The organism is Pseudomonas sp. ACN8, assembly GCF_002303925.1.
Classification (GTDB): domain Bacteria; phylum Pseudomonadota; class Gammaproteobacteria; order Pseudomonadales; family Pseudomonadaceae; genus Aquipseudomonas.
Genome location: NZ_MRCS01000029.1, coordinates 1 through 19470, shown reverse-complemented (window position 1 = coordinate 19470; position 19470 = coordinate 1). Strand labels below are relative to the sequence as shown.

Annotated in this window: 20 protein-coding genes; 10 read left to right on the top strand and 10 right to left on the bottom strand. The window is 59.9% G+C overall.

Annotated elements, in window-relative coordinates:
- The first annotated feature begins 31 nt into the window (after positions 1 to 31).
- Entirely contained in the window at positions 32 to 337 is a 306-nt protein-coding gene (locus BSF44_RS17260; protein WP_095944540.1) for a PepSY domain-containing protein, read from the top strand.
- A gap of 60 nt (positions 338 to 397) precedes the next feature.
- Here the strand turns inward: BSF44_RS17260 and BSF44_RS17255 are convergent, their stop codons facing one another.
- A complete protein-coding gene (locus BSF44_RS17255; RefSeq protein ID WP_095944539.1) occupies positions 398 to 2023 on the bottom strand; it encodes a methyl-accepting chemotaxis protein in 1626 nt (541 codons plus the stop codon).
- A gap of 271 nt (positions 2024 to 2294) precedes the next feature.
- Here BSF44_RS17255 and BSF44_RS17250 point away from each other — a divergent pair, with 271 nt between their 5' ends.
- Positions 2295 to 3317, top strand: coding sequence for a transporter (locus BSF44_RS17250; RefSeq protein ID WP_095944538.1), 1023 nt, complete (start codon positions 2295 to 2297; stop codon positions 3315 to 3317).
- Positions 3318 to 3350: 33 nt separating this feature from the next.
- Here BSF44_RS17250 and BSF44_RS17245 read toward each other — a convergent pair whose 3' ends face one another.
- The gene (locus BSF44_RS17245; RefSeq protein WP_095944537.1) at positions 3351 to 3785 is read right to left on the bottom strand and encodes a multidrug/biocide efflux PACE transporter; all 435 of its coding nucleotides are present in this window, start codon (positions 3783 to 3785) and stop codon (positions 3351 to 3353) included.
- A 92-nt stretch (positions 3786 to 3877) separates the two neighbouring features.
- Here BSF44_RS17245 and BSF44_RS17240 point away from each other — a divergent pair, with 92 nt between their 5' ends.
- Complete coding sequence (locus BSF44_RS17240) at positions 3878 to 4732, top strand: LysR family transcriptional regulator (protein ID WP_095944536.1); 855 nt, start codon at positions 3878 to 3880, stop codon at positions 4730 to 4732.
- A 101-nt stretch (positions 4733 to 4833) separates the two neighbouring features.
- On the opposite strand, the gene BSF44_RS17235 is transcribed toward BSF44_RS17240, so the two are convergent.
- The 3 genes from BSF44_RS17235 to BSF44_RS17225 form a co-directional block, all read right to left on the bottom strand.
- Complete coding sequence (locus BSF44_RS17235; protein ID WP_095944535.1) at positions 4834 to 6069, bottom strand: RNA polymerase sigma factor; 1236 nt, start codon at positions 6067 to 6069, stop codon at positions 4834 to 4836.
- Between the two features lies 1 nt (position 6070).
- The gene (locus tag BSF44_RS17230; RefSeq protein WP_007985194.1) at positions 6071 to 6415 is read right to left on the bottom strand and encodes a YciI family protein; all 345 of its coding nucleotides are present in this window, start codon (positions 6413 to 6415) and stop codon (positions 6071 to 6073) included.
- A gap of 66 nt (positions 6416 to 6481) precedes the next feature.
- A complete protein-coding gene (locus BSF44_RS17225; RefSeq protein ID WP_095944534.1) occupies positions 6482 to 6907 on the bottom strand; it encodes a nuclear transport factor 2 family protein in 426 nt (141 codons plus the stop codon).
- A 142-nt stretch (positions 6908 to 7049) separates the two neighbouring features.
- Here BSF44_RS17225 and BSF44_RS17220 point away from each other — a divergent pair, with 142 nt between their 5' ends.
- Entirely contained in the window at positions 7050 to 7535 is a 486-nt protein-coding gene (locus BSF44_RS17220; protein ID WP_095944533.1) for an N-acetyltransferase, read from the top strand.
- 146 nt (positions 7536 to 7681) lie between these two features.
- Here the strand turns inward: BSF44_RS17220 and BSF44_RS17215 are convergent, their stop codons facing one another.
- From BSF44_RS17215 to BSF44_RS17205, 3 genes are all read right to left on the bottom strand, one after another.
- Positions 7682 to 8170 carry a GNAT family N-acetyltransferase gene (locus tag BSF44_RS17215; RefSeq protein WP_095944532.1) on the bottom strand — a complete coding sequence of 163 codons (489 nt, stop codon included), beginning with the start codon at positions 8168 to 8170 and terminating at the stop codon, positions 7682 to 7684.
- A 98-nt stretch (positions 8171 to 8268) separates the two neighbouring features.
- Entirely contained in the window at positions 8269 to 8754 is a 486-nt protein-coding gene (locus BSF44_RS17210; protein WP_095944531.1) for a GyrI-like domain-containing protein, read from the bottom strand.
- 67 nt (positions 8755 to 8821) lie between these two features.
- The gene (locus BSF44_RS17205; protein WP_056725914.1) at positions 8822 to 9484 is read right to left on the bottom strand and encodes a LysE family translocator; all 663 of its coding nucleotides are present in this window, start codon (positions 9482 to 9484) and stop codon (positions 8822 to 8824) included.
- A 137-nt stretch (positions 9485 to 9621) separates the two neighbouring features.
- On the opposite strand from BSF44_RS17205, the gene alaC reads away from it, so the two are divergent.
- Positions 9622 to 10839, top strand: coding sequence for an alanine transaminase (gene alaC, locus BSF44_RS17200; protein WP_095944530.1), 1218 nt, complete (start codon positions 9622 to 9624; stop codon positions 10837 to 10839).
- 178 nt (positions 10840 to 11017) lie between these two features.
- Here the strand turns inward: alaC and BSF44_RS17195 are convergent, their stop codons facing one another.
- Together BSF44_RS17195 and BSF44_RS17190 are read right to left on the bottom strand one after the other, a co-directional pair.
- Complete coding sequence (locus BSF44_RS17195; RefSeq protein WP_095944529.1) at positions 11018 to 12370, bottom strand: GntP family permease; 1353 nt, start codon at positions 12368 to 12370, stop codon at positions 11018 to 11020.
- A gap of 81 nt (positions 12371 to 12451) precedes the next feature.
- A complete protein-coding gene (locus tag BSF44_RS17190; RefSeq protein WP_095944528.1) occupies positions 12452 to 12985 on the bottom strand; it encodes a gluconokinase in 534 nt (177 codons plus the stop codon).
- A 215-nt stretch (positions 12986 to 13200) separates the two neighbouring features.
- On the opposite strand from BSF44_RS17190, the gene BSF44_RS17185 reads away from it, so the two are divergent.
- The 5 genes from BSF44_RS17185 to BSF44_RS17165 form a co-directional block, all read left to right on the top strand.
- Entirely contained in the window at positions 13201 to 14232 is a 1032-nt protein-coding gene (locus BSF44_RS17185; RefSeq protein WP_095944527.1) for a LacI family DNA-binding transcriptional regulator, read from the top strand.
- 512 nt (positions 14233 to 14744) lie between these two features.
- Positions 14745 to 15788, top strand: a complete 1044-nt coding sequence (locus BSF44_RS17180; protein WP_095944526.1) for an aromatic ring-hydroxylating dioxygenase subunit alpha — start codon at positions 14745 to 14747, stop codon at positions 15786 to 15788.
- 15 nt (positions 15789 to 15803) lie between these two features.
- Positions 15804 to 17183 carry a diaminobutyrate--2-oxoglutarate transaminase family protein gene (locus BSF44_RS17175; RefSeq protein WP_218194554.1) on the top strand — a complete coding sequence of 460 codons (1380 nt, stop codon included), beginning with the start codon at positions 15804 to 15806 and terminating at the stop codon, positions 17181 to 17183.
- Entirely contained in the window at positions 17180 to 18484 is a 1305-nt protein-coding gene (locus tag BSF44_RS17170; RefSeq protein WP_095944525.1) for a SidA/IucD/PvdA family monooxygenase, read from the top strand. The genes BSF44_RS17175 and BSF44_RS17170 overlap by 4 nt, the downstream gene beginning before the upstream one ends.
- Positions 18477 to 19470 (top strand): FAD-binding oxidoreductase (locus BSF44_RS17165; RefSeq protein WP_178081856.1); only part of this gene is annotated, 994 nt, incomplete at its 3' end. The genes BSF44_RS17170 and BSF44_RS17165, both read left to right, overlap by 8 nt.

Below are 19470 nucleotides of genomic sequence, written 5' to 3'. Positions count from 1 at the left end.
ACTTGAACGGATCACCCAAGGAAAGAAGCCCATGAAGACCCTGACTGCTTTGTTTACCGCTGCAACCCTGACCCTCAGCGCCGGCCTGGCCCAGGCCGATGTGCGGGTCGATCAGATCCCGCAACTGGTCAAGGACGGCAAGATCAAGCCACTGGAAGACCTGAACAAGATCGCCCTGGATCTGCACCCGGGTGCAACGATTACCAAGACCGAGCTGGACAACCACTTCAACGGTTACGAGTACGAAGTCGAACTGCGTGACGCCAAGAACGTCGAGTGGGATGTGGACATCGATGCCTCCAACGGCAAGGTCCTGGAAAACAAACAGGACACGTAATCGCGAAACAGACAAAAGCCGCACGATGGGAACATCGTGCGGCTTTTGCGTTTTCGGGGTTCAAGCGCTCAGGCGCGCCGTCACCTCGTTCAACTGCCCCGACAAGCCGTGCAGGTTGGTGCTGGCCGCTTCAGTGCGCTGCACGTTGTCCAGGTTGGTGCTGGCGATGCTCGTGATCTCGGTGAGGTTGCGCGAGATGTCTTCGGCCACCGAGGTCTGTTCTTCGGCGGCAGTGGCGATCTGGCGGTTCATGTCACGGATGGCTTCCACGGCCAGGGTGATGCGCTCGAGCATGGCGCCGGCCTCCGTCACTTGCTGCACGCTTTGTTCGCTGCGCGACTGACCGCTTTCAATCGCCTGGGCCGCTTCGATTGCACCGGTCTGCACGGTCTGGATGATCTGGTTGATCTCGATGATCGACGCCGCCGTGCGCTGGGCCAGGCTGCGCACTTCATCGGCCACCACCGCGAATCCGCGTCCGGCCTCACCGGCGCGGGCCGCTTCGATGGCGGCGTTGAGCGCCAGCAGGTTGGTCTGCTCGGCGATGCCGCGAATCACTTCCAGGACTTTGCCAATGCGTCCGCTGTCGGTTTCAAGCTGGCGGATGACCGTGGCGGTGTTGGCGATTTCGCCGCGCATCCGGGTGATGGTGTGGATGGTGCCCTGCATGACTTTTTCGCCCTGCTGGGCGGACTGGTCGGCATCGTCGGCGGCCCGCGCCGCTTCGGCGGCATGACGGGCGACTTCCTGTGCGGTAGCGGACATTTCGTTCATCGCCGTGGCCACCTGATCGGTGCGGTTGAACTGCTCGTTGGTGCCGCCGGCCATCAGGGTGGCGATCGAATTCAACTCACCGCTGGCGCTGTCCAGGTCCGACGCGCTGCGCTGTAAACGGCTGAAGGTTTCGGCGAGGAAATCGCGCAGGGTGTTGGCGGCCATCGCCAGTTTGCCCAACTCGTCCTGACGGGTGCTGGCCACGCGCTCGGCAAAACGCCCCTGGCTGAGTTGCGCCACGTATTCGATCAGTTTGCGGATCGGCTCGACCAGGTTACGGTTGACCAGCCACAGGCTCAGCAGGCCGATCAGCAGCCCCGAAACCAGCATCACGACCAGCCCCAGCAACACCGTGCGATCGGCACTGGCGCTGATCAGTGTCGATTGTTCAGCGCCCTGCTTGCGCAACTCACTGACCAGTTCACTCATCTGATCGCTGGCGGCGCGGTCCACGCCCTTGACCGCCGCGTCGCCCGCCGCCGGGTCACCACCGGCGGCCACGAACGCGTCCCGGCCCTTCTGATAGGCCGCGCCCAACTGACGATGTTCGTCACGCAAGCGCTCGATTCGGCTCTTGAGTGGCGGCTCGATGCCCTTCTGCGCGGCCAGCTCGCCGAGGATGTTTTGCACATCGCGCTGACGCTCCTCGAATTGCCCCCAGTACTTGCTCAGGTCCGCCGGTTGCTTGCCGCGCAGCAGGACGTTTTTCCACTCCTGCACCTGCACCTTGAATTGCAGGTTGGCTTCATCGATCAATTGCGAGGTGTGCAGCGGCCCTTCGATCAGATTGGCGTAGTTCTGCACGCCGCTAGACAGGAAGTGAAAGCACGCCAGGGCGATCAACAGCATCGCCAGCAGACTGCCGCTCAGCAGGGCAAGAATTTGTGCTCTCAGGGACTTTTGCAAAAGCATCGCAGGGTACTCATGACAGGAATGAGGCACGCCCGTTAAGGCGTGAAAAGTGTCCGGACATCCCTGTCTGCGGTCCCGGCCGAGGCCGACGGCGCGCAACTCAACCCAAGCGTGATCGGCTAGCCAGAGCGGTTCTTGAGAAAATCCCGACCGTCGGTAGAACAATTTTTTGCGTTATTTTCCTGTCACAAAAACGTCACCCCCGCTTGCGATGATGCCGCTCAAGTGAATCTGTAAAACATGTGACAGGCGCCTCCCCTTGCGAGTCCTCATGAACCACAGCATCGATCAAAGCCATCGCGACACGGATCTGTTCGGCCTGCTTTACGGTTTCAGCTTTCGCCCCGGTGAGGCCGGTCGGGAAATCAATTCCGCCGAGGCCTTGCAGTACCTGCAACAACCGGAGAGCGACGAGCAATTTCTCTGGTTGCACCTGAACCTGGCCCACGCCGCGTGCGAGCGCTGGATGAAAAGCCATCTGGAATTGCCCGAGGAGTTTTTCGAAGCGCTGCACGAAGGCTCGCGCTCGACGCGTATCGAACATGTCGACTCCGCGTTGCTGGCGGTGGTCAACGATGTGGTGTTCAACCTCAGCAACATGGTCTCCTCGGATGTCTCGACCCTGTGGGTGTGCGCCCGCAGCCAATTGATCATCAGTGCCCGCCTGCAACCGCTGCACTCGGTGGACAAATTGCGCTCGTCGGTGAAGGCCCGGGAATGCTTTCGTTCCCCGCTGGAGTTGCTGGTGCATCTGCTGCGCGACCAGGGTGAAGTGCTGACCCAGATCGTGCGCAAGACCAGCCAGAGCGTGGATCAGATCGAAGATGAATTGCTGTCCTCGCGGCTGTCGACCAACCGCGCCGAACTGGGCGCCAATCGCCGGGTGCTGGTGCGATTGCAACGGCTGCTGGCGCTGGAGCCGGGCTCATTGCTGCGCCTGCTCAACCGGCCGCCGCAATGGCTGCAAAAGGAAGACGTGAAGGAGTTGCGCAAATCCACCGAGGAGTTCGCGCTGATCATCAACGACCTCACGGCGCTGGGTGAGCGGATCAAGCTGTTGCAGGAGGAGATCGCCGCCAACATCAACGAACAGACCAACCGCACCCTATTCACCCTGACGGTGGTGACGGTGCTGGCGCTACCGATCAACATCATTGCCGGTTTCTTCGGTATGAACGTCGGCGGCATTCCGCTGGCCGATGATCCGCAGGGTTTCTGGGTCTTGGTGGCGCTGGTGGCGACCTTTACCGTGATCGCCGGGCGCTGGGCGTTTCGCAAGCAGCGGGATTACTGACGCCTGCTAACTCTCTCGCCACAAAAACGGTACTTAGCAAACTTCGCGAGTCACCAGCATCCGCTCCCGAACCACGTCATATGCCCAGTGGTAGACGTAGGTGTACGGCAGGAAGAACAGCAACACACCGATATCCAGCAGGAACGCTTGCCACAGACTGACATTCAGCCACCAGGCGATCAGCGGTACGCCCAGGGCCACCAGTCCGCCTTCGAACAACAGCGCATGCACCACGCGGACCCAGGCGTTGTGTGCGATGGCCAGGCGCTTGAGCAGCCGATCGAACAGACCGTTGAAGACCACGTTCCAGGCCAGGGCCAGGCCGGCGATGAGGACGGTGACCATGCCCATTTCCAGCATCGGTTTTTTCATGATCCAGGCCAGCAACGGGGTACAGATCAGGATGGCCAGCAGTTCGAAGCCAATGGCTTGGAAAATACGTTCAGTAATGGATTTGTTGGCGCTCATGGCCGAACTCCCTTGAGTGACGGTGTGGTTGCCATGATCCGTCACCACACCGATACTTCATAACCAATAACCATCGATCAAGGCGATAGTTCATGGCCTCTCACGAAGTGTTGCTGGCGTTTGTCGAAGCCGCGACCCAAGGCTCGTTTTCCGCCGCGGCGCGCAAGCTGGGCCGCAGTCAGTCGACCATCAGCGCGGCGGTGGCCAGCCTGGAAATCGACCTCAACCTGACCCTGTTCGACCGCAGCAGCCGCAAGCCCGGGCTGACCCCGGCCGGGCACGTCATGCTGCAACGGGCCGAAGACATCCTGGCCGCCACCAGTCGCCTGGAAATCGCCGCCAGCCAACTGTCCCAAGGGGTGGAAGCGAAGCTGACGGTGGCGCTGTCCGATACCTATCAGTCGGATCGCTTCGAAGCCGCCCTCAGTGCCTTCGAGCAGCGTTACCCGGACCTGGAGCTCGAGTGCCTGATCGCCGAATGCGATGACCTGATGTCCCTGGTGCAAAGCGGCCGGGCGCAGATTGCCTTCGCCGAAATGCAGGATAGCTACCCGCCGGACCTGGTCAGCTCGACGGTGGACGAGCGCACGGAATTCGCCTTGTTCGTGTCCCCGGCACATCCATTGGCAACGCTGGACCACGTCGACCGGGACGTACTGCAGCAGCACCGCGAGCTGCGCCTGGCCACCATCATCAATCCCTATGACAGTCGGGCGAAGGGCCGCGTCTGGTCGGCGCCGAGTTATCTGATGCTGCTGGAAATGGCCCAGGGCGGATTCGGCTGGGCGCCGTTGCCCCGCTGGCTGGTCGAGCGGTTCGGGCCCGGCACATTGCAGGAACTGGTGGTGCGCGGCTGGCCGAAAACGGTGTCGGTGGATGCGTTGTGGTCGCGCTTGAATCCGCCGGGGCCGGCGGGGAGCTGGTTGTTGGGCAAGATGCTGGAGTGAAGGTCCTTCGGCCCTTATCGCGAGCAAGCTCGCTCCTACAATTTGAAATGCATTCCCCTGTAGGAGCGAGCCTGCTCGCGATGAGGCCAGCCAGTATCACATCAATCCAGTGCCCTGAGCCGCTCTTCGATAAACCGCCGCTCCGGCTCTTGCCGGGTCAACGCCAGCGCCCGTTCCCACGCCGCCCGCGCCTCTTGCACCCGGCCCAGTTGCCGACAGAACTCAGCCCGCGCCGAATACGCCAGGTGGTAGTCGAGCAGTTCTCCCCGCTCCAGAATCGCGTCGACCAACGTCAGCCCCACCAGTGGACCATCGCGTTGCGAAATCGCCGCCGCTCGATTCAACTCGATCACCGGCGACGGCACCGCCCGCAGCAGAACGTCATACAGACCGACAATCTGCGGCCAATCGGTTTCCCCAGCCGTCGGGGCTTCGGCATGCACCGCCGCGATCGCCGCTTGCAGGCAATAGGGTCCGAATCGTCCCATGGTCAGCGCCTGTTCGACCAGCGTGCAGCCTTCGCGGATCAACCCGGCATCCCACAGCGAACGGTCCTGCTCATCCAGCACGATCAACTCGCCACTCGCCGAAGTCCTGGCCGGGCGGCGCGACTCGTGCAGCAGCATCAATGCCAGCAAGCCCATTACCTCCGGCTCCGGCAGCAGTTCCACCAGCAACCGGCCGAGGCGGATCGCTTCGCGGGTCAAATCCTCACGTATCAGTTCGGCCCCGATGGACGCCGAGTAGCCCTCGTTGAACACCAGGTAAATCACCCGCAATACGCTGTCCAGGCGCTCGGGCAACTCAGCGAGCGTCGGCACTTGATAAGGGATTTTCGCATCGCGGATCTTCGCCTTGGCGCGCACGATGCGCTGGGCGATGGTGGCCGGGGCCGAGAGAAAGGCCCGGGCGATTTCTTCCGTGGTCAGGTCGCAGACCTCCCGCAGCGTCAACGGCACTTGCGCGTCGGCCGCCAGGGCCGGGTGGCAGCAAGTGAAGATCAGCCGCAGGCGATCGTCTTCCACGTCTTCATCACTCCAGTCGGCCTGTTCCAGCGCCTCCAGTTGCGCGATCAACAAGGGCTGCGTCGCGGCAAAACGCGCGCGCCGGCGCAAGGCATCGATGGCCTTGAAACGCCCGGTGGACACCAGCCAGGCCCGAGGATTGTCCGGCACGCCGTCGCGCTGCCAGCGTTCGACCGCGATGAAAAACGCCTCGTGCAAGGCTTCTTCGGCGAGGTCGAAATCCCCCAGCAAGCGAATCAGGGTCGCCAGAATGCGCCGCGACTCTTCGCGATAGACCCGCTCGACCTGCGCCTGAACCGGCAGCCCCGGCATCTTAAGGATTCAACTGTCGAACGGGGCGCACTTCGACACTGCCGACCCGGGCCGCCGGAATGTTCCCGGCGACCTGGATGGCTTCGTTGAGGTCCCTGGCATCGATCAGGTAGAAGCCGGCCAACTGCTCCTTGGTTTCAGCGAATGGCCCGTCGGTGATCGACATCTTGCCGTTGCGCATGCGCACGGTGGTGGCGGTCTGTACCGACTCCAGCGCCTCGGCGGCGACCATCCGGCCACTGCCCTGGATCGACTCGGCATAGGCCATGCATTCTTCGTCCTTCGGGCTTTCCGGTAGCGAATGCAGCAGGCGCTCATCGCTGTAGACCAGGCATAAATACTTCATCACGCTCTCCTTATCGAACGATCAACGATGGTCGCTGATTGGCATTCTGGCTCGGCTTCCCGACGATCAGGGTTTGAGATCGAACAGCGTTGCACCGCTGGTCATGTCGAACGGTGCCGACCAATGTTCGTGGACAATCTGCCACAGCCCGGCTTCTTGCCGATAGCAGGCGGTGACGCGCATCCAGCAGGACTGGGTTTCGCCCTTGTCGTTGGTGCCACCGCAATTTGCCAGCCAGTGAGCGAATGCAATTTCCTGGGACGGCTCGATGGTGATTTCGTGGAATTCGAAGATGTGCGGGCCGGGGCACATTTCCATGCAGGCCTGCCAATGTGCGCGATACGCCGGCTTGCCTTTGAATTGCAGGGCCTTGACCGCGTCGAAGGAGACGATGTCATCGGCATAAAGGGCCATGACTTTTTCAATGTCCTTGGCCATGACCGCCTGACGATAGTTCTCGATGAGGTTCTGGATCTGGGTTTGCGAGTTCATGGTGGTTCTCCGTGGTTTTTATAGTGAAGACACCCTTAGTCGTCCGGCGATCCGGCAAATCGACAGGTGAAATAAAAATAATCCAAACGGCCAGACTCGCTAGAATCCAAGACTCATTTTCAGTTGGAAAAAGGACACTCCAGTGACAGCCCGACTCGTGCCTTATGAAAGCCTGAATGCGCTGCAGCGCCAACAGGTCGAGGCCATTGAAGTGCATTCGCAACAGATCAGGTTCTGCGGTGATATCCACGGCGCCTTGCACACGCTGCTGTCCAAGCCCGGGCCTGGCGTCAAAGGCTTCGCCCTGCTGGCCGAGAATGTGCCCGTCGCGTTCCTGTTGCTCAAGCGCCCGCCGGTGTTGCCGGCCTGGGCCGATGAACACAGCGCTACGCTGCATGCGCTACAGGTCGATCAACGCGCCCAAGGCAAGGGCTACGGCAAGGCCTGCCTGCAAGCGCTGCCCGAGGCGGCGCGCCTGGCCTGGCCGGAAATCCGGGGGCTGGAACTGTCGGTGGATGCCGACAACGAAGCCGCCATCGCCCTGTACGCCAGGTTTGGCTTTGTCGACAGCGGCGAGGCGTACAAGGGCCGGATCGGTTATGAGCGGCGGATGGGGTTGGTGTTTTGACTGCGCGTTAGTTTTTTGCAGACATTACTGACACAACACCGCCCCCCTGTAGGAGCGAGCCTGCTCGCGATGGAGTGTCAGTCGACACCACTTATGCTGACACACCTTCGCGAGCAGGCTCGCTCCTACAGGGAATCTACGTCGGATCAGAGTTCAAGCACCATCTCATGCCACGCCATGCCGCCATGGTCGGACGCCGACGGTTTGATGTAGGCAAAGCCAAAACCGGCATACAACGGAATATGCCGCTCCTTGCACATCAGATTGATGCTGGCTTTGTTCATCCCACGCATGCGTTCGATGAACTCGCCCATCAGGCGCTTGGCCAGGCCCTGCCCCTGATAATCCGGATGCACCACCACCGACATGATCACCACGTGGGGCCCGGCCGGGTCGTGGCCGATCAGTTCCTTGAACGCCTCGTCCGACATTTCCACCTGAAACGCCGCACCGGAATTGATGAATCCGGCGACGACCCCGTCCACTTGCGCGACGATAAACCCCTCGGGCCAGGTGGCGATGCGGGTGGCGATCTTCTCGCGGGTCGCGGCCTCGTCACCTTCATAGGCAAGGGTTTCGATGGCAAAGCAGCGGTCCAGATCGGCGGGAGTGACGTTGCGGATGACGGTGTTCATGGCAGCTCGGAATCGGCGTGGGAAAGGCCGGGGATCATAAATCAGCCGCCGTGGGACATCGAGAGACGAATCGGCTGATCCGCCTCTCGATGCAGGTGTCACGCCTTGATCGGCAGCCAGATTTCCAGCTTGCCGGTGTTGAGCCTGGGATTGAAGTCTTCGCTGTAGCGCTCGAATTCCGGGGCGTCCAGCAATTCACGCCCGGACTGCGGCAGCCACGTGCCATGGATGTATTGGAAGGTTTGCGGCAATGTGGCCAGCGGCCCTTGATGTTCGAACACGACGTACTGCTGGGGCTGAATCTCTACCCAACGATACGTGTCCGGCAAATCGTCGAGCTTGCTGATCTCGACGCCCGCGATGTAATCGAAGCCGCCCTTGCCGTCGAAATTGCAGCAGACACCGTAGGTGACTTCGCCTTTTTGGCCCGGAATTTGGCCCAGATGCGGGTTGAATCTCTCCCAGAGATCGGGAATGCCTTGGGTGGTTTGCTGGGTAAATTGTCCGCCCAGCCCTGCAATCAGCAGGAAGTGCCCGTGTTCGAAGCGCGGTTGCGTCGGTTCGACGCGTGCTAACTCATCCATGACTCGACTCCTGACGCATAAAAATGGGTTCGGCTGGGAGTATAGAAGCCAAACCCGATTCGCCCAATTACAGTGCGTGCAACTGCTCGACGGCAGCGGCGCCAACGAACTCGTTGTACCCCGATAGAATCACGTAGACCGCGAAATAGCAGAAGATCGCCGCCGATGCCATGTAGGAATAACGCAGCAGCTTGTCCCCCAGCAACTTGCCGCCATGGCTCGCGGCGAAGCACAGGCCTGCCGACCAGAGCAGCCCGGCACAGAGGAAACCACCGAGAAACAGCGCCGAACTGAGCGGGCCACCGCCACCGGAACGGGCGATCAGGGTGCCGCCCACCGCGGCGAACCAGAGGATCGCGCTGGGTGAAGACATGGCCAGGAAAATCCCGCGGAAAAACTCCTTGCGGTGGGAGTTGTTCCCGACCTCCGCCGTCTCCGCCAGCAGCGCCTCGTGGTGAATCGCCGAATAGATCATCTTCGCCGCGAAGTACACCAGCAGCGCCGAACCACCGATCCACAACACCCAGCGCACGGTTTCGTATTGCAGCAACACGGTCATGCCAGCCAGCGCCAGTACCGCATAGATCAGGTCGCCGACACAGGTCCCCAGCCCCAGCGCAAAGCCCTGGAAATAGCCGCGTTGCATGGCCAGGGTGATCATCGCGATGTTGGCCACGCCGATATCCAGGCACAGCGAGAGGCTCAGCAAGAAGCCGCTGGTAAATTCCATCGAACCCTATCCTTCGGAAAAAATTGTTTACATGGAGGCTGGACAGTCTGCCACAGCTGCCCTTACATTCCGCCACAGGTCACCGCTGACCTGCGTCGCTCGGACGGTTCCGGGCGCTTACGTTATCCGAGGCAACAATGGCCGAACAAGGTTCGCCGCGCCGCTTTGCGCGCATAGATCGACTCCCCCCTTACGTTTTCAACATCACCGCCGAGCTGAAGATGGCCGCCCGTCGTCGTGGCGAAGACATCATCGACTTGAGCATGGGCAACCCCGACGGCGCCACGCCGCCGCACATCGTCGAAAAACTCGTGCAGGTCGCTCAGCGCGAAGACACTCACGGCTACTCCACGTCCAAGGGCATTCCGCGCCTGCGCCGGGCGATTTCCAACTGGTACAAGGATCGCTACGAGGTCGACATCGACCCGGAAAGCGAAGCCATTGTCACCATCGGCTCCAAGGAAGGCCTGGCGCACTTGATGCTGGCCACCCTCGATCAGGGCGACACCGTGCTGGTGCCCAACCCGAGTTACCCGATTCACATCTACGGTGCCGTGATTGCCGGCGCCCAGGTGCGGTCGGTGCCGCTGGTGCCGGGCGTGGATTTCTTCGCTGAACTGGAGCGGGCGATTCGCGGCTCGATCCCGAAACCGAAGATGATGATCCTCGGCTTCCCGTCCAACCCTACCGCCCAGTGCGTGGAGCTGGATTTCTTCGAGCGCGTCATTGCCCTCGCCAAACAGTACGACGTGCTGGTGGTGCACGACCTGGCGTACGCCGACATCGTCTACGACGGCTGGAAAGCCCCGTCGATCATGCAAGTGCCGGGGGCCAAGGACATTGCAGTGGAGTTTTTCACCCTGTCCAAGAGCTACAACATGGCCGGCTGGCGCATCGGTTTCATGGTCGGCAACCCGGAACTGGTCAACGCCCTGGCGCGGATCAAGAGCTACCACGACTACGGCACCTTCACCCCGCTGCAAGTGGCGGCCATCGCTGCGCTTGAAGGCGACCAGCAATGCGTGCGCGACATCGCCGAACAGTATCGGCAGCGCCGCAACGTGCTGGTCAAGGGCCTGCATGAACTGGGCTGGATGGTGGAAAACCCGAAAGCCTCGATGTACGTCTGGGCCAAGATTCCCGAGGCTTATGCACACCTGGGTTCGCTGGAGTTCGCCAAGAAGCTGCTGGCCGAAGCCAAGGTGTGTGTCTCGCCGGGCGTCGGGTTTGGCGAATACGGCGATGATCACGTGCGCTTCGCCCTGATCGAAAACCAGGACCGGATTCGCCAGGCCGTGCGCGGGATTCGCGGGATGTTCCGCGCGGATGGGTTGGCACCGAAAACCACCAGTTAACACAAAACCTGTGGGAGCGAGCCTGCTCGCGAAAGCGGTGTATCAGTCGCCATAATTGCTGACTGATATGACGCATTCGCGAGCAGGCTCGCTCCCACATTGGAATCGGGTTTTCCTTGAAATCGACCCTCTACAAAAAAACCGCATCACTGCGGTTTTTTTGTGTCTGTCGAATCGTTTAAACGAACAGCGACAACAACAGGATAAAGCCCAGGCCAACCACGGAGAGGATGGTTTCCATCGCGGTCCAGGTCTTGAAGGTTTCGGCCACGGTCATGTTGAAGTACTGCTTGACCAGCCAGAAACCGGCGTCGTTGACGTGGGACAGGATCAGCGAGCCCGCACCGGTGGCCAGCACCAGCAGCTCACGGTTCACGCCCGGGATCATCCCCACTACCGGCACCACGATGCCGGCACCCGTGATGGTCGCCACGGTCGCCGAACCGGTCGCGATACGGATCACCGCCGCCACCAGCCAGGCCAGCAGGATCGGCGAGATCTGTGCAGCCACCGCCATGTGACCGATCACATCACCTACACCGCTGGTCACCAGCATCTGCTTGAAGCCACCACCGGCACCGATGATCAGGATGATCGCGGCGGTCGGCGCGAGGCTCGCATCCAGCCATTTGAGCATCTGTTGCGAACCGATGCCCTGCTTGTAGCCGAAGGTGTACAGCGACAGCAGCAACGCCAGCAAGAGAGCCGAGATCGGGTGACCGATCAGGTCCATGAAAGTGCGGAAGAAGTTGCCGTCCGGCAGCACCACATCGGCAAAGGTCTTGAGCAACATCAGGAACACGGGTGACAGCACAGTGATCAGGGTAATGCCGAAGCTAGGCAGATCGCCGGCATTCTCATCGCGCACCAGTTGATCCACCAATTCCTGATTCGGATGACCGGGGATGTGCTTGGCAATGAACGTACCGAAGATCGGGCCAGCGATGATGGCGGTTGGCAACGCAACGATCAGACCATAAAGAATGGTCTTGCCGATGTCGGCACCGAACACGCCGATGGCCAGCAACGGACCCGGGTGCGGCGGCACCAGGCCGTGTACTGCGGACAGACCGGCCAGCAACGGGATACCGATCTTGATGATCGACACGCCGGTGCGGCGGGCCACGATGAACACCAATGGAATCAGCAACACGAAGCCGATTTCGAAGAACAGCGGAATGCCGACCAGGAACGCGGCGAACATCATCGCCCACTGCACCTTGTCCTTGCCGAAGGCGCGGATCAACGTCTGCGCAATCTGATCCGCACCGCCTGATTCGGCCATCATTTTGCCGAGCATCGTGCCCAGCGCCAGGATGATGCCGACAAAGCCAAGCACACCACCAAAGCCGTCCTGGAACGCCTTGATGATGGTGCCGATCGGCATGCCGGAGGTCAGCCCGAGGAAGGCTGCGGCGATGATCAGGGCGATGAAGGGGTGAAATTTGAACTTGGTGATCAGGACGATAAGCCCGATCACGGTGACCACTGCATCGAGCAGCAGGAACGTCTCGTGGGACATGCCAAACATTAGGGGTGTCTCCTGGTTGTTGTTGTTATTAAAGCGGGTTGATCAGAAATCGTGAGGACAGCGCTGTCTTTGGGAACACCGTCATACCGCCTGTTTCAGGCCGTGCGCCTGCCACCAGGCATGAGCCTGCGCCGCCAGTTGTTCGACGCTATGGGTCGAAGCATCCAGCGCCAGGGTCAACGGCTCGCCGACGGGCGATTCGAGGGTGGCGAACTGGCTGTCGATCAGGGTCGACGGCATGAAGTGGCCTGGCCGATGGGACACACGGTCGGCGGCGACTTCGGGGGTCAATTCAAGGAACACGAAGCCCAGGCCCGGCAAGGCACTGCGCAGACGTTCGCGATAGATATGCTTGAGCGCCGAACAGGTCAGCACCGGGCGCTGGCCCATGGCATCGACACGGCGCAGTTCATCGCACAGGCTGTCGAGCCAGCCGGCACGGTCTTCATCGTTCAGGGGAATACCCGCGCTCATCTTTTCGATATTGGCGGCAGGGTGAAAAGAGTCGCCTTCAATGGCAGTGGCGCCGCTCAAATGGCACAGGGCCTCGCTGACGCACGTCTTGCCGCAACCGGCAACGCCCATGATGACCAGGGCGGTGATGGGATGATTCATGTAACACCTCAGCGCGCAGACAGCGCTACCTTTGCCAGCTATGACACCAGATCAAAAGCAGAAGTTGCCGACGCCTTTCTTGTCATTTTATGGGTTGCAGCAGGTTAGGTCCCAACACCAAAAAGCAAGGATCAGGCGAACCCTCGCTCACGCATTTGCAGCTGCATCGAGACAGCGCTACCTTAGTGCCTTGAATTTTGTTTGGCAAGCCGTCGATGAACACAACCAAGAACGATAAAAATACTCGCACCACTGGCCGCCCTACCCTGAACGAAGTTGCCCGCCTGGCCGGCGTCAGCCCGATTACGGCCTCCCGCGCCTTGCGTGGCGTCAGCACCGTGGCCACCGAACTGGTGGAAAAGGTGCAGAAAGCGGCGCTGGAGCTCAACTATGTGGTCAACACTGCCGCCCGCGCCCTGGCCTCGGCCCAGAGCCAATCGGTGGTGGTGTTGGTGCCTTCACTATCCAATTTGCTGTTCATCGACACCCTGGAAGCCATTCATCGGGTTTTGCGCCCCAAGGGCTTCGAAGTGCTGATCGGCAACTTCCATTATTCGCGCGATGAAGAAGAAAACCTGCTGCGCAATTACATGGCCTATCAACCGCGCGGCTTGTTGCTGACGGGTTTCGACCGCACCGAAAGTTCACGGCGGATGATCGAAGCCAGCAACATTCCGTGCGTGTACATGATGGAGCTGGACAGCGCGGCCGGGCTCAATTGCGTCGGCTTTTCGCAACTGGCCGCCGGCGAAACGGCGGCCGAGCATTTGTTGTCTCGCGGTCGCAAACGCCTGGCCTACATCGGCGCGCAACTGGACCAGCGCACCTTGCTGCGCGGCGAAGGTTTCCGCAAAGCCCTGCAAAAGGCTGGCCTGTATGACCCGGACCTGGAAGTGCTGACGCCCCGCTCCTCCTCTGTCGGCCTCGGCGGCGAGTTGTTTCTGCAACTGCTGGCCAGTCATCCGGATGTCGATGCGATCTTCTTCGGCAACGACGACCTGGCCCAGGGCGCCCTGCTTGAAGCCATGCGCAACGGGATCAGGATCCCCGAACAGGTGGCGATCCTCGGCTTCAACGACCTGCCCATGTCCGAACACATGGTCCCGCGCCTGAGCAGCATCAACACCCCACGCGAAGCCATCGGCCGCCGCGCGGCGGAACAGATGCTGACGCTGATGGCCGGCAACACCGTGGCCAAACCGGTGCAGGACATGGGGTTTGAGTTGAAGGTTCGGGAGAGTACTTAAAGACACGTTCGGCGACACGGTTCAAAGAGTTTGCCGTGTCTGCCGTGTCAGGATCAGTTCCCATAAGAACGGATCATAGTTTTGGCAGAAAGAAGGACTGCCACATATATACAGAGGTAACGGCCCTTGCTGCATGATGGGATCTGAACCACAAGTAAGTCGCGTAAGTTGCGGCTAGCATTCACTCTTCGCGTTTAAAAAACTGGTAACAACTTCCTGCGTCCTACAGCCATTTCCTTTTTTCTGATTGCGTCTGGTAATGCACTCGAATGCTATTAAGCTGTGGCTAATTAGGGACCAAAACAACATAAACCGCCCCAAAGTCACCGCTATTTGAGCACAAAGCACTGACTTGGTAGACCGCTGTCTCGCCGACTAAAACGTAGGACTGGGCGCAGCACGGATGGCAGCCCACGCCCTGACAACCAAAAACCCGCGCATACCTTACGAACCCAATACATCGTCTGCGGACGTTGTAATGGCCTCATTTTGCCTGAAAAAGGGGAACGCCGATGTTATACAAAGGTGAGTGGAATCGTGAAGAAGTTGATTACCAAGCCTTGGTCAACCAATGGCATGTGGTCGCGCTCAGCGAAGACCTGGACGCGAGCAAGCCCATGGCGGTCCGATTGCTGGGTGAAGACTTGGTGCTGTGGCGCGATGAGTCGGGAGGTGTGCACGCCTGGAAAGATTACTGCGGCCACCGTGGGGCAAGATTATCTCTGGGCTGCGTCAAGCAAGGGCAAATCGAATGCCCCTACCACGGCTGGCGCTATGACCGTCATGGCAACTGTAAACTCGTGCCAGCGCACCCTGACCGGGCCGGACCTTCATCCGAGCGGTTAATCTTTCGTCACTTCGCGCAAGAACAATTCGGTTTTATCTGGGCGAGCCTGGAGCAGCCTGATCGCCCACTGCCCGCTTTTGCCCAGTGGGAAGACAGCAACTACCGGAAAATTTTTGCTGGCCCTTACCACTACAAAGCAAATGCCTTGCGAGCGCTAGAAAACTTCATTGATGCGTCGCACTTCCCATTTGTCCACGCCAACCTCAATGGGTTGCCCGACGCCCCGGAGCCGCTAAAAAAATACACGGTCAGTCTGGATGAACGAGGCTTGCACTCCAGTGAAATCAGTGTTTTCCAGCCCTATGGCGACCATCGCGCAATCCCTGTGACCGCGCGCTATAAGTATTCGGTCTTGAACCCGACGACGGCCTATTTCAAGAAGAAGACTGGTGAAACCGAGCGGTTCTGCACCTTCTTCAATGCCACCCCCGTCGATGAAGCCGAATGCACTATCTGGCTGATCGTGGCCATCAATTTCGGCCCTGACCTGACCCTGGAACAGATCCTCTCGCGCCAGAACATCGTGTTTGAACAGGACCGACACATCGTCGAAGCGCAGCGTCCTGCTCGTTTACCTCTGGACCCCAAAGCCGAGATGCACGTGAACAGCGACCGCATGGGGCTCGAATATCGGCGCTGGCTGAAAAACCTGGGGGAGACCTCCAGAAATCGCAGTTTCACGTATCCGATCCGTACTGTCTCGCTGTGACAAGGAAGCCAAAACATGAGCATTGACACTATCGAGTACTTCAGCAGCCGCGAGTCCAACGCCCGTACTTATGCGCGGAATATTCAACGAATTTTCACCCACGGGGCGCTAGCCCAGGTGCAGGACAGTGATGGTCGGTACTATATCGACTGCCTGGCGTGCGCTGGTGCCCTGCCCCTGGGTCATAACCACCCTTTTGTGCAGGAGCGTGTAATCGGGTTCCTGCAGTCGGGACAGCTGCAACAAGCGCTGGACCTAGCGACGCCGGCCAAATTTCACTTCATGAACGAGTTGTTTGCGGCCCTGCCCGCAGGCTTTGCCAAACAGGCCAAGCTCCAGTTTTGCGGACCCACGGGAGCGGATGCGGTTGAAGCCGCCCTCAAATTATTCAAAACGGCAACGGGGCGCCGCCCCGTGCTGGTGTTTCAGGGCGCTTACCATGGGATGAGCCATGGCACCTTGGGGATGATGGGCAATCTGGCCCCCAAGCAAGTAATCAGTGGCATGCCGGCGGAAATTCAATTCCTGCCCTATCCCTACACCTATCGCAGCCCCTTCGGTGCCCAGGTCGATGCTCTTGAAACCGAACGCCTGAGCCTGGCGTTTCTCGAAAGCGTGCTCGGCGATCCCGAGAGTGGCGTGTGCAAGCCGGCGATGGTCTTGCTCGAAGCCATCCAGGGCGAAGGAGGTTGTATCCCTGCCAGCGCCAACTGGTTGCGGCAGGTCAGAGAAATCACCCAGCGTCATCAAGTGCCGTTGGTGATTGACGAAATCCAGACCGGTATTGGCCGCAGTGGCGATATGTTCGCCTTCGATCATGCAGGTATTACCCCCGATGCCATCATTCTGTCCAAAGCCGTCGGTGGCGGGTATCCGCTTTCACTGCTGGTCTATCTGGAGAAGTATGACCAATGGAAGCCCGGCGCCCATGCCGGCACGTTCCGGGGCAATCAGATCGCACTGGTCAGTGGCGCGGCCACCCTGGAGTTTATTCGGCGCGAGCACTTGCTGGAGTATGTCCGTGAGGTAGGCGAGTTGCTGCACCAAGGGCTACTGGAATTGAAAGACCGCTTCCCCTGCATCGGCGACGTTCGTGGGCGGGGGCTGATGCTGGGCATGGAGTTGATCGAGCCAAACGCAACCCCGGATGCACTGGGCCATCCACCGGCAGCGGGCGCCTTGGCCAGCGCGGTTAAAAAAGCCTGTCTGGATGAAGGCCTGATTATCGAAAGCGGCGGTCGGCAGGGTGCCGTGCTGCGCTTCCTGGCGCCGCTGGTGATTACCCCTGACGAAGTGCGTGAGATTGTCGAGCGCCTAAGTCGGGCACTGGCTCGACATGCGCCCGCCAAAACCATGGATCGTACACACAAGGTTCCCGTGGAGGTACAGGCATGAGCACCTCCACGCAAATACTGGACGTGCTGGGCATCGGCTTCGGCCCCGCCAACATTGCCCTAGCCATCGCTTTTGAGGAGTTGGCGCCCGCGTTGACGGTGCGCTTTGTGGAGAGACGACCCGGCCCGCTCTGGCAGCCCAACATGCTGTTGCCAGGCTCGGACATCCAGAATCATCCCCTGCGTGATCTGGTAACGCCGCGCAACCCGCGCAGCCGTTATACCTTCACCAACTTTCTGTTCGAGAACCAGCGTCTCTACGAGCACCTGAACTTGCCTCTGCATTACCCCTTGCGGCTTGAGTACGCGCAATACGTGACCTGGGTGGCGGAGTTCTTCAAGGAGCAAGTCGATTACAGCTGTGAAGCCGTATCGATCGAAGCGGTGGAAGCGGGCCCTGAGGGTGGCATCGATCACTACCGGGTTCGCTCAGCCAATGACCAGATCTATCTCGCTCGCAGCTTGGTACTGGCGCCGGGAAGAACACCGCACATCCCGGCGCCCTTCGCCGAACTCGTCGATACTCGAATACGACATCTGAATCATTATCTGCCGGCTCTGCAAGAGACTATCGAACGCACCGCCGGGCAATGCCGTGTGGCCGTGATCGGAGGCAGCCAAAGCGCTGTCGAGATACTGCTGCATGTCAGTGAGCAGGCGGCCGTGAAGGAAGTCGTGGGTTACACCCGAAACTTCGGTTACCGGCAGAAAGACACGAGTCCTTTTTCGGATGAAGTCTATTTCCCCGAATTCGTCGATGCTTTTCACCGTGCAAGCCCCGAGCATAAAGCCCGGTTACGTCGGGAGCTGCTCCACACCAACTATTCAGCTTCTGACATCGATGTACTCAATCAGCTCTACATCAAGCTGTACGAGCAGAGCTTGCGCGGCGAGCACTGGCTGGAGATCAAGACATGCCATGAAATAACCGCCTGCATACCCGGAACAGAGGGTATCGAGTTGCAGAGCCGGCATTTTCTGGAAGGAAAAGCCTTTCGAAAAACCTTCGACCTAGTGATTCTGGCCACAGGGTTTCTCGACTTGGGTACCGGCGAGCGCGAAGAACCCTACCCTCCACTACTCGCCCCCCTGGCAACAAGTCGCGGTGCTATGCAAACCGCCCGCGATTACCGGATCAATCTGGGCGGATCTCTGCCGACCTACCTCAACGGACTTTGCGAATCCTCTCACGGGATGGGCGATGCAGGCTCCTTCAGCTTGCTCGCCCTGCGCTCGAAAACCATTGTCGAGTCGCTCAACACCCATTTGCCAACCCGGGTCGAGTATCAGTGTTATGCCTGAGAAAAACCTTTCCCGGTTATTGGCCGCCCCATCGGTCTGGCAAGCCGGGTGGCCGTGTAAAACCGTGCGCTCGGCCCAGCTTCCGTTCGACAGCGATGTGGTGGTAATCGGTGCTGGAGTCGGCGGACTGGCTGCCGCCTTGCAAGCTCTGGATGCCGGGTATTCGGTGACTGTACTCGAGGCTCGCCAGGTAGGCGCAGGGGCTAGCGGGCGCAATTCTGGCTTCGTCATACCGGTGCCTTCCCGGCACACGCCACAGTCATTGCGTCAGTGTCTTGGGGATAGCGCTGGCCATTTCGCTCGCGCGCTTCAGCATACCGGCAGCGATGTCCTTTCCTGGTCGGCTGCGACGCTGCACCAGAGCGGCTGGATGCAGCCGTGGGCAAACCACTGTAAACCGCAATTGCAGACCATAGCCCAAGGCTGGCGAAGCCTGGGCATTAGCGTGGAAGTGGCCGACCGTGAACGCATGGAGAGCGATCTGGGGACTGCGCACTATTGCGCCGGTTTGTACTACCCGGAGGGTGGAGCGGTAGACCCTTTCGCGCTGGTGCAGGCCATGGCGAATGCCGTTGCCAGCCGTGGAGGACTAATTGTCGAAGGCTGCCCAGCCTTGCAGATCAATCCGCATGCCACTCATGTGGGCATCATCACACCACTGGGAGAGCTCAAGGGAAATCGCGTCCTGGTCGCCGGAAACGCCTATGGCGTTGAGGCAAGCCGTATGACTCGGAAGGCGGTGAGCCCAATGGCCCTGATTCTCGCCACGTTTGCCATGACCGAGGATGAAACAGAGCTCGGTGTAATGCCCTTTTCGGACAACCGTAAGGACATGTGGTTTTTCCGCAGGCTCGAGAGATCCCGGGTACTGACTGGGTGTTTCGCATTGCCGTTTGTGCAGTCGGTCAATTACTGCAGCACCTTGCTTAAGGAGCGCCTCCATACGATTTATGCAAAACCTCCAGGCGAATTGGAACACCTATGGG

Excerpts from the sequence above, each read along its gene's own strand:
- BSF44_RS17235 (WP_095944535.1), bottom strand. The coding sequence starts at position 6,069 with ATGCCGGGGCTGCCGGTTCAGGCGCAGGTCGAGCGGGTCTATCGCGAA.
- alaC (WP_095944530.1), top strand. The coding sequence starts at position 9,622 with ATGGCCGAACAAGGTTCGCCGCGCCGCTTTGCGCGCATAGATCGACTC.
- BSF44_RS17195 (WP_095944529.1), bottom strand. The coding sequence starts at position 12,370 with ATGTTTGGCATGTCCCACGAGACGTTCCTGCTGCTCGATGCAGTGGTC.
- BSF44_RS17205 (WP_056725914.1), bottom strand. The coding sequence starts at position 9,484 with ATGGAATTTACCAGCGGCTTCTTGCTGAGCCTCTCGCTGTGCCTGGAT.
- BSF44_RS17215 (WP_095944532.1), bottom strand. The coding sequence starts at position 8,170 with ATGAACACCGTCATCCGCAACGTCACTCCCGCCGATCTGGACCGCTGC.
- BSF44_RS17260 (WP_095944540.1), top strand. The coding sequence starts at position 32 with ATGAAGACCCTGACTGCTTTGTTTACCGCTGCAACCCTGACCCTCAGC.
- BSF44_RS17185 (WP_095944527.1), top strand. The coding sequence starts at position 13,201 with ATGAACACAACCAAGAACGATAAAAATACTCGCACCACTGGCCGCCCT.
- BSF44_RS17240 (WP_095944536.1), top strand. The coding sequence starts at position 3,878 with ATGGCCTCTCACGAAGTGTTGCTGGCGTTTGTCGAAGCCGCGACCCAA.
- BSF44_RS17175 (WP_218194554.1), top strand. The coding sequence starts at position 15,804 with ATGAGCATTGACACTATCGAGTACTTCAGCAGCCGCGAGTCCAACGCC.
- BSF44_RS17190 (WP_095944528.1), bottom strand. The coding sequence starts at position 12,985 with ATGAATCATCCCATCACCGCCCTGGTCATCATGGGCGTTGCCGGTTGC.
- BSF44_RS17250 (WP_095944538.1), top strand. The coding sequence starts at position 2,295 with ATGAACCACAGCATCGATCAAAGCCATCGCGACACGGATCTGTTCGGC.
- BSF44_RS17245 (WP_095944537.1), bottom strand. The coding sequence starts at position 3,785 with ATGAGCGCCAACAAATCCATTACTGAACGTATTTTCCAAGCCATTGGC.
- BSF44_RS17180 (WP_095944526.1), top strand. The coding sequence starts at position 14,745 with ATGTTATACAAAGGTGAGTGGAATCGTGAAGAAGTTGATTACCAAGCC.
- BSF44_RS17170 (WP_095944525.1), top strand. The coding sequence starts at position 17,180 with ATGAGCACCTCCACGCAAATACTGGACGTGCTGGGCATCGGCTTCGGC.
- BSF44_RS17230 (WP_007985194.1), bottom strand. The coding sequence starts at position 6,415 with ATGAAGTATTTATGCCTGGTCTACAGCGATGAGCGCCTGCTGCATTCG.
- BSF44_RS17255 (WP_095944539.1), bottom strand. The coding sequence starts at position 2,023 with ATGCTTTTGCAAAAGTCCCTGAGAGCACAAATTCTTGCCCTGCTGAGC.
- BSF44_RS17225 (WP_095944534.1), bottom strand. The coding sequence starts at position 6,907 with ATGAACTCGCAAACCCAGATCCAGAACCTCATCGAGAACTATCGTCAG.
- BSF44_RS17210 (WP_095944531.1), bottom strand. The coding sequence starts at position 8,754 with ATGGATGAGTTAGCACGCGTCGAACCGACGCAACCGCGCTTCGAACAC.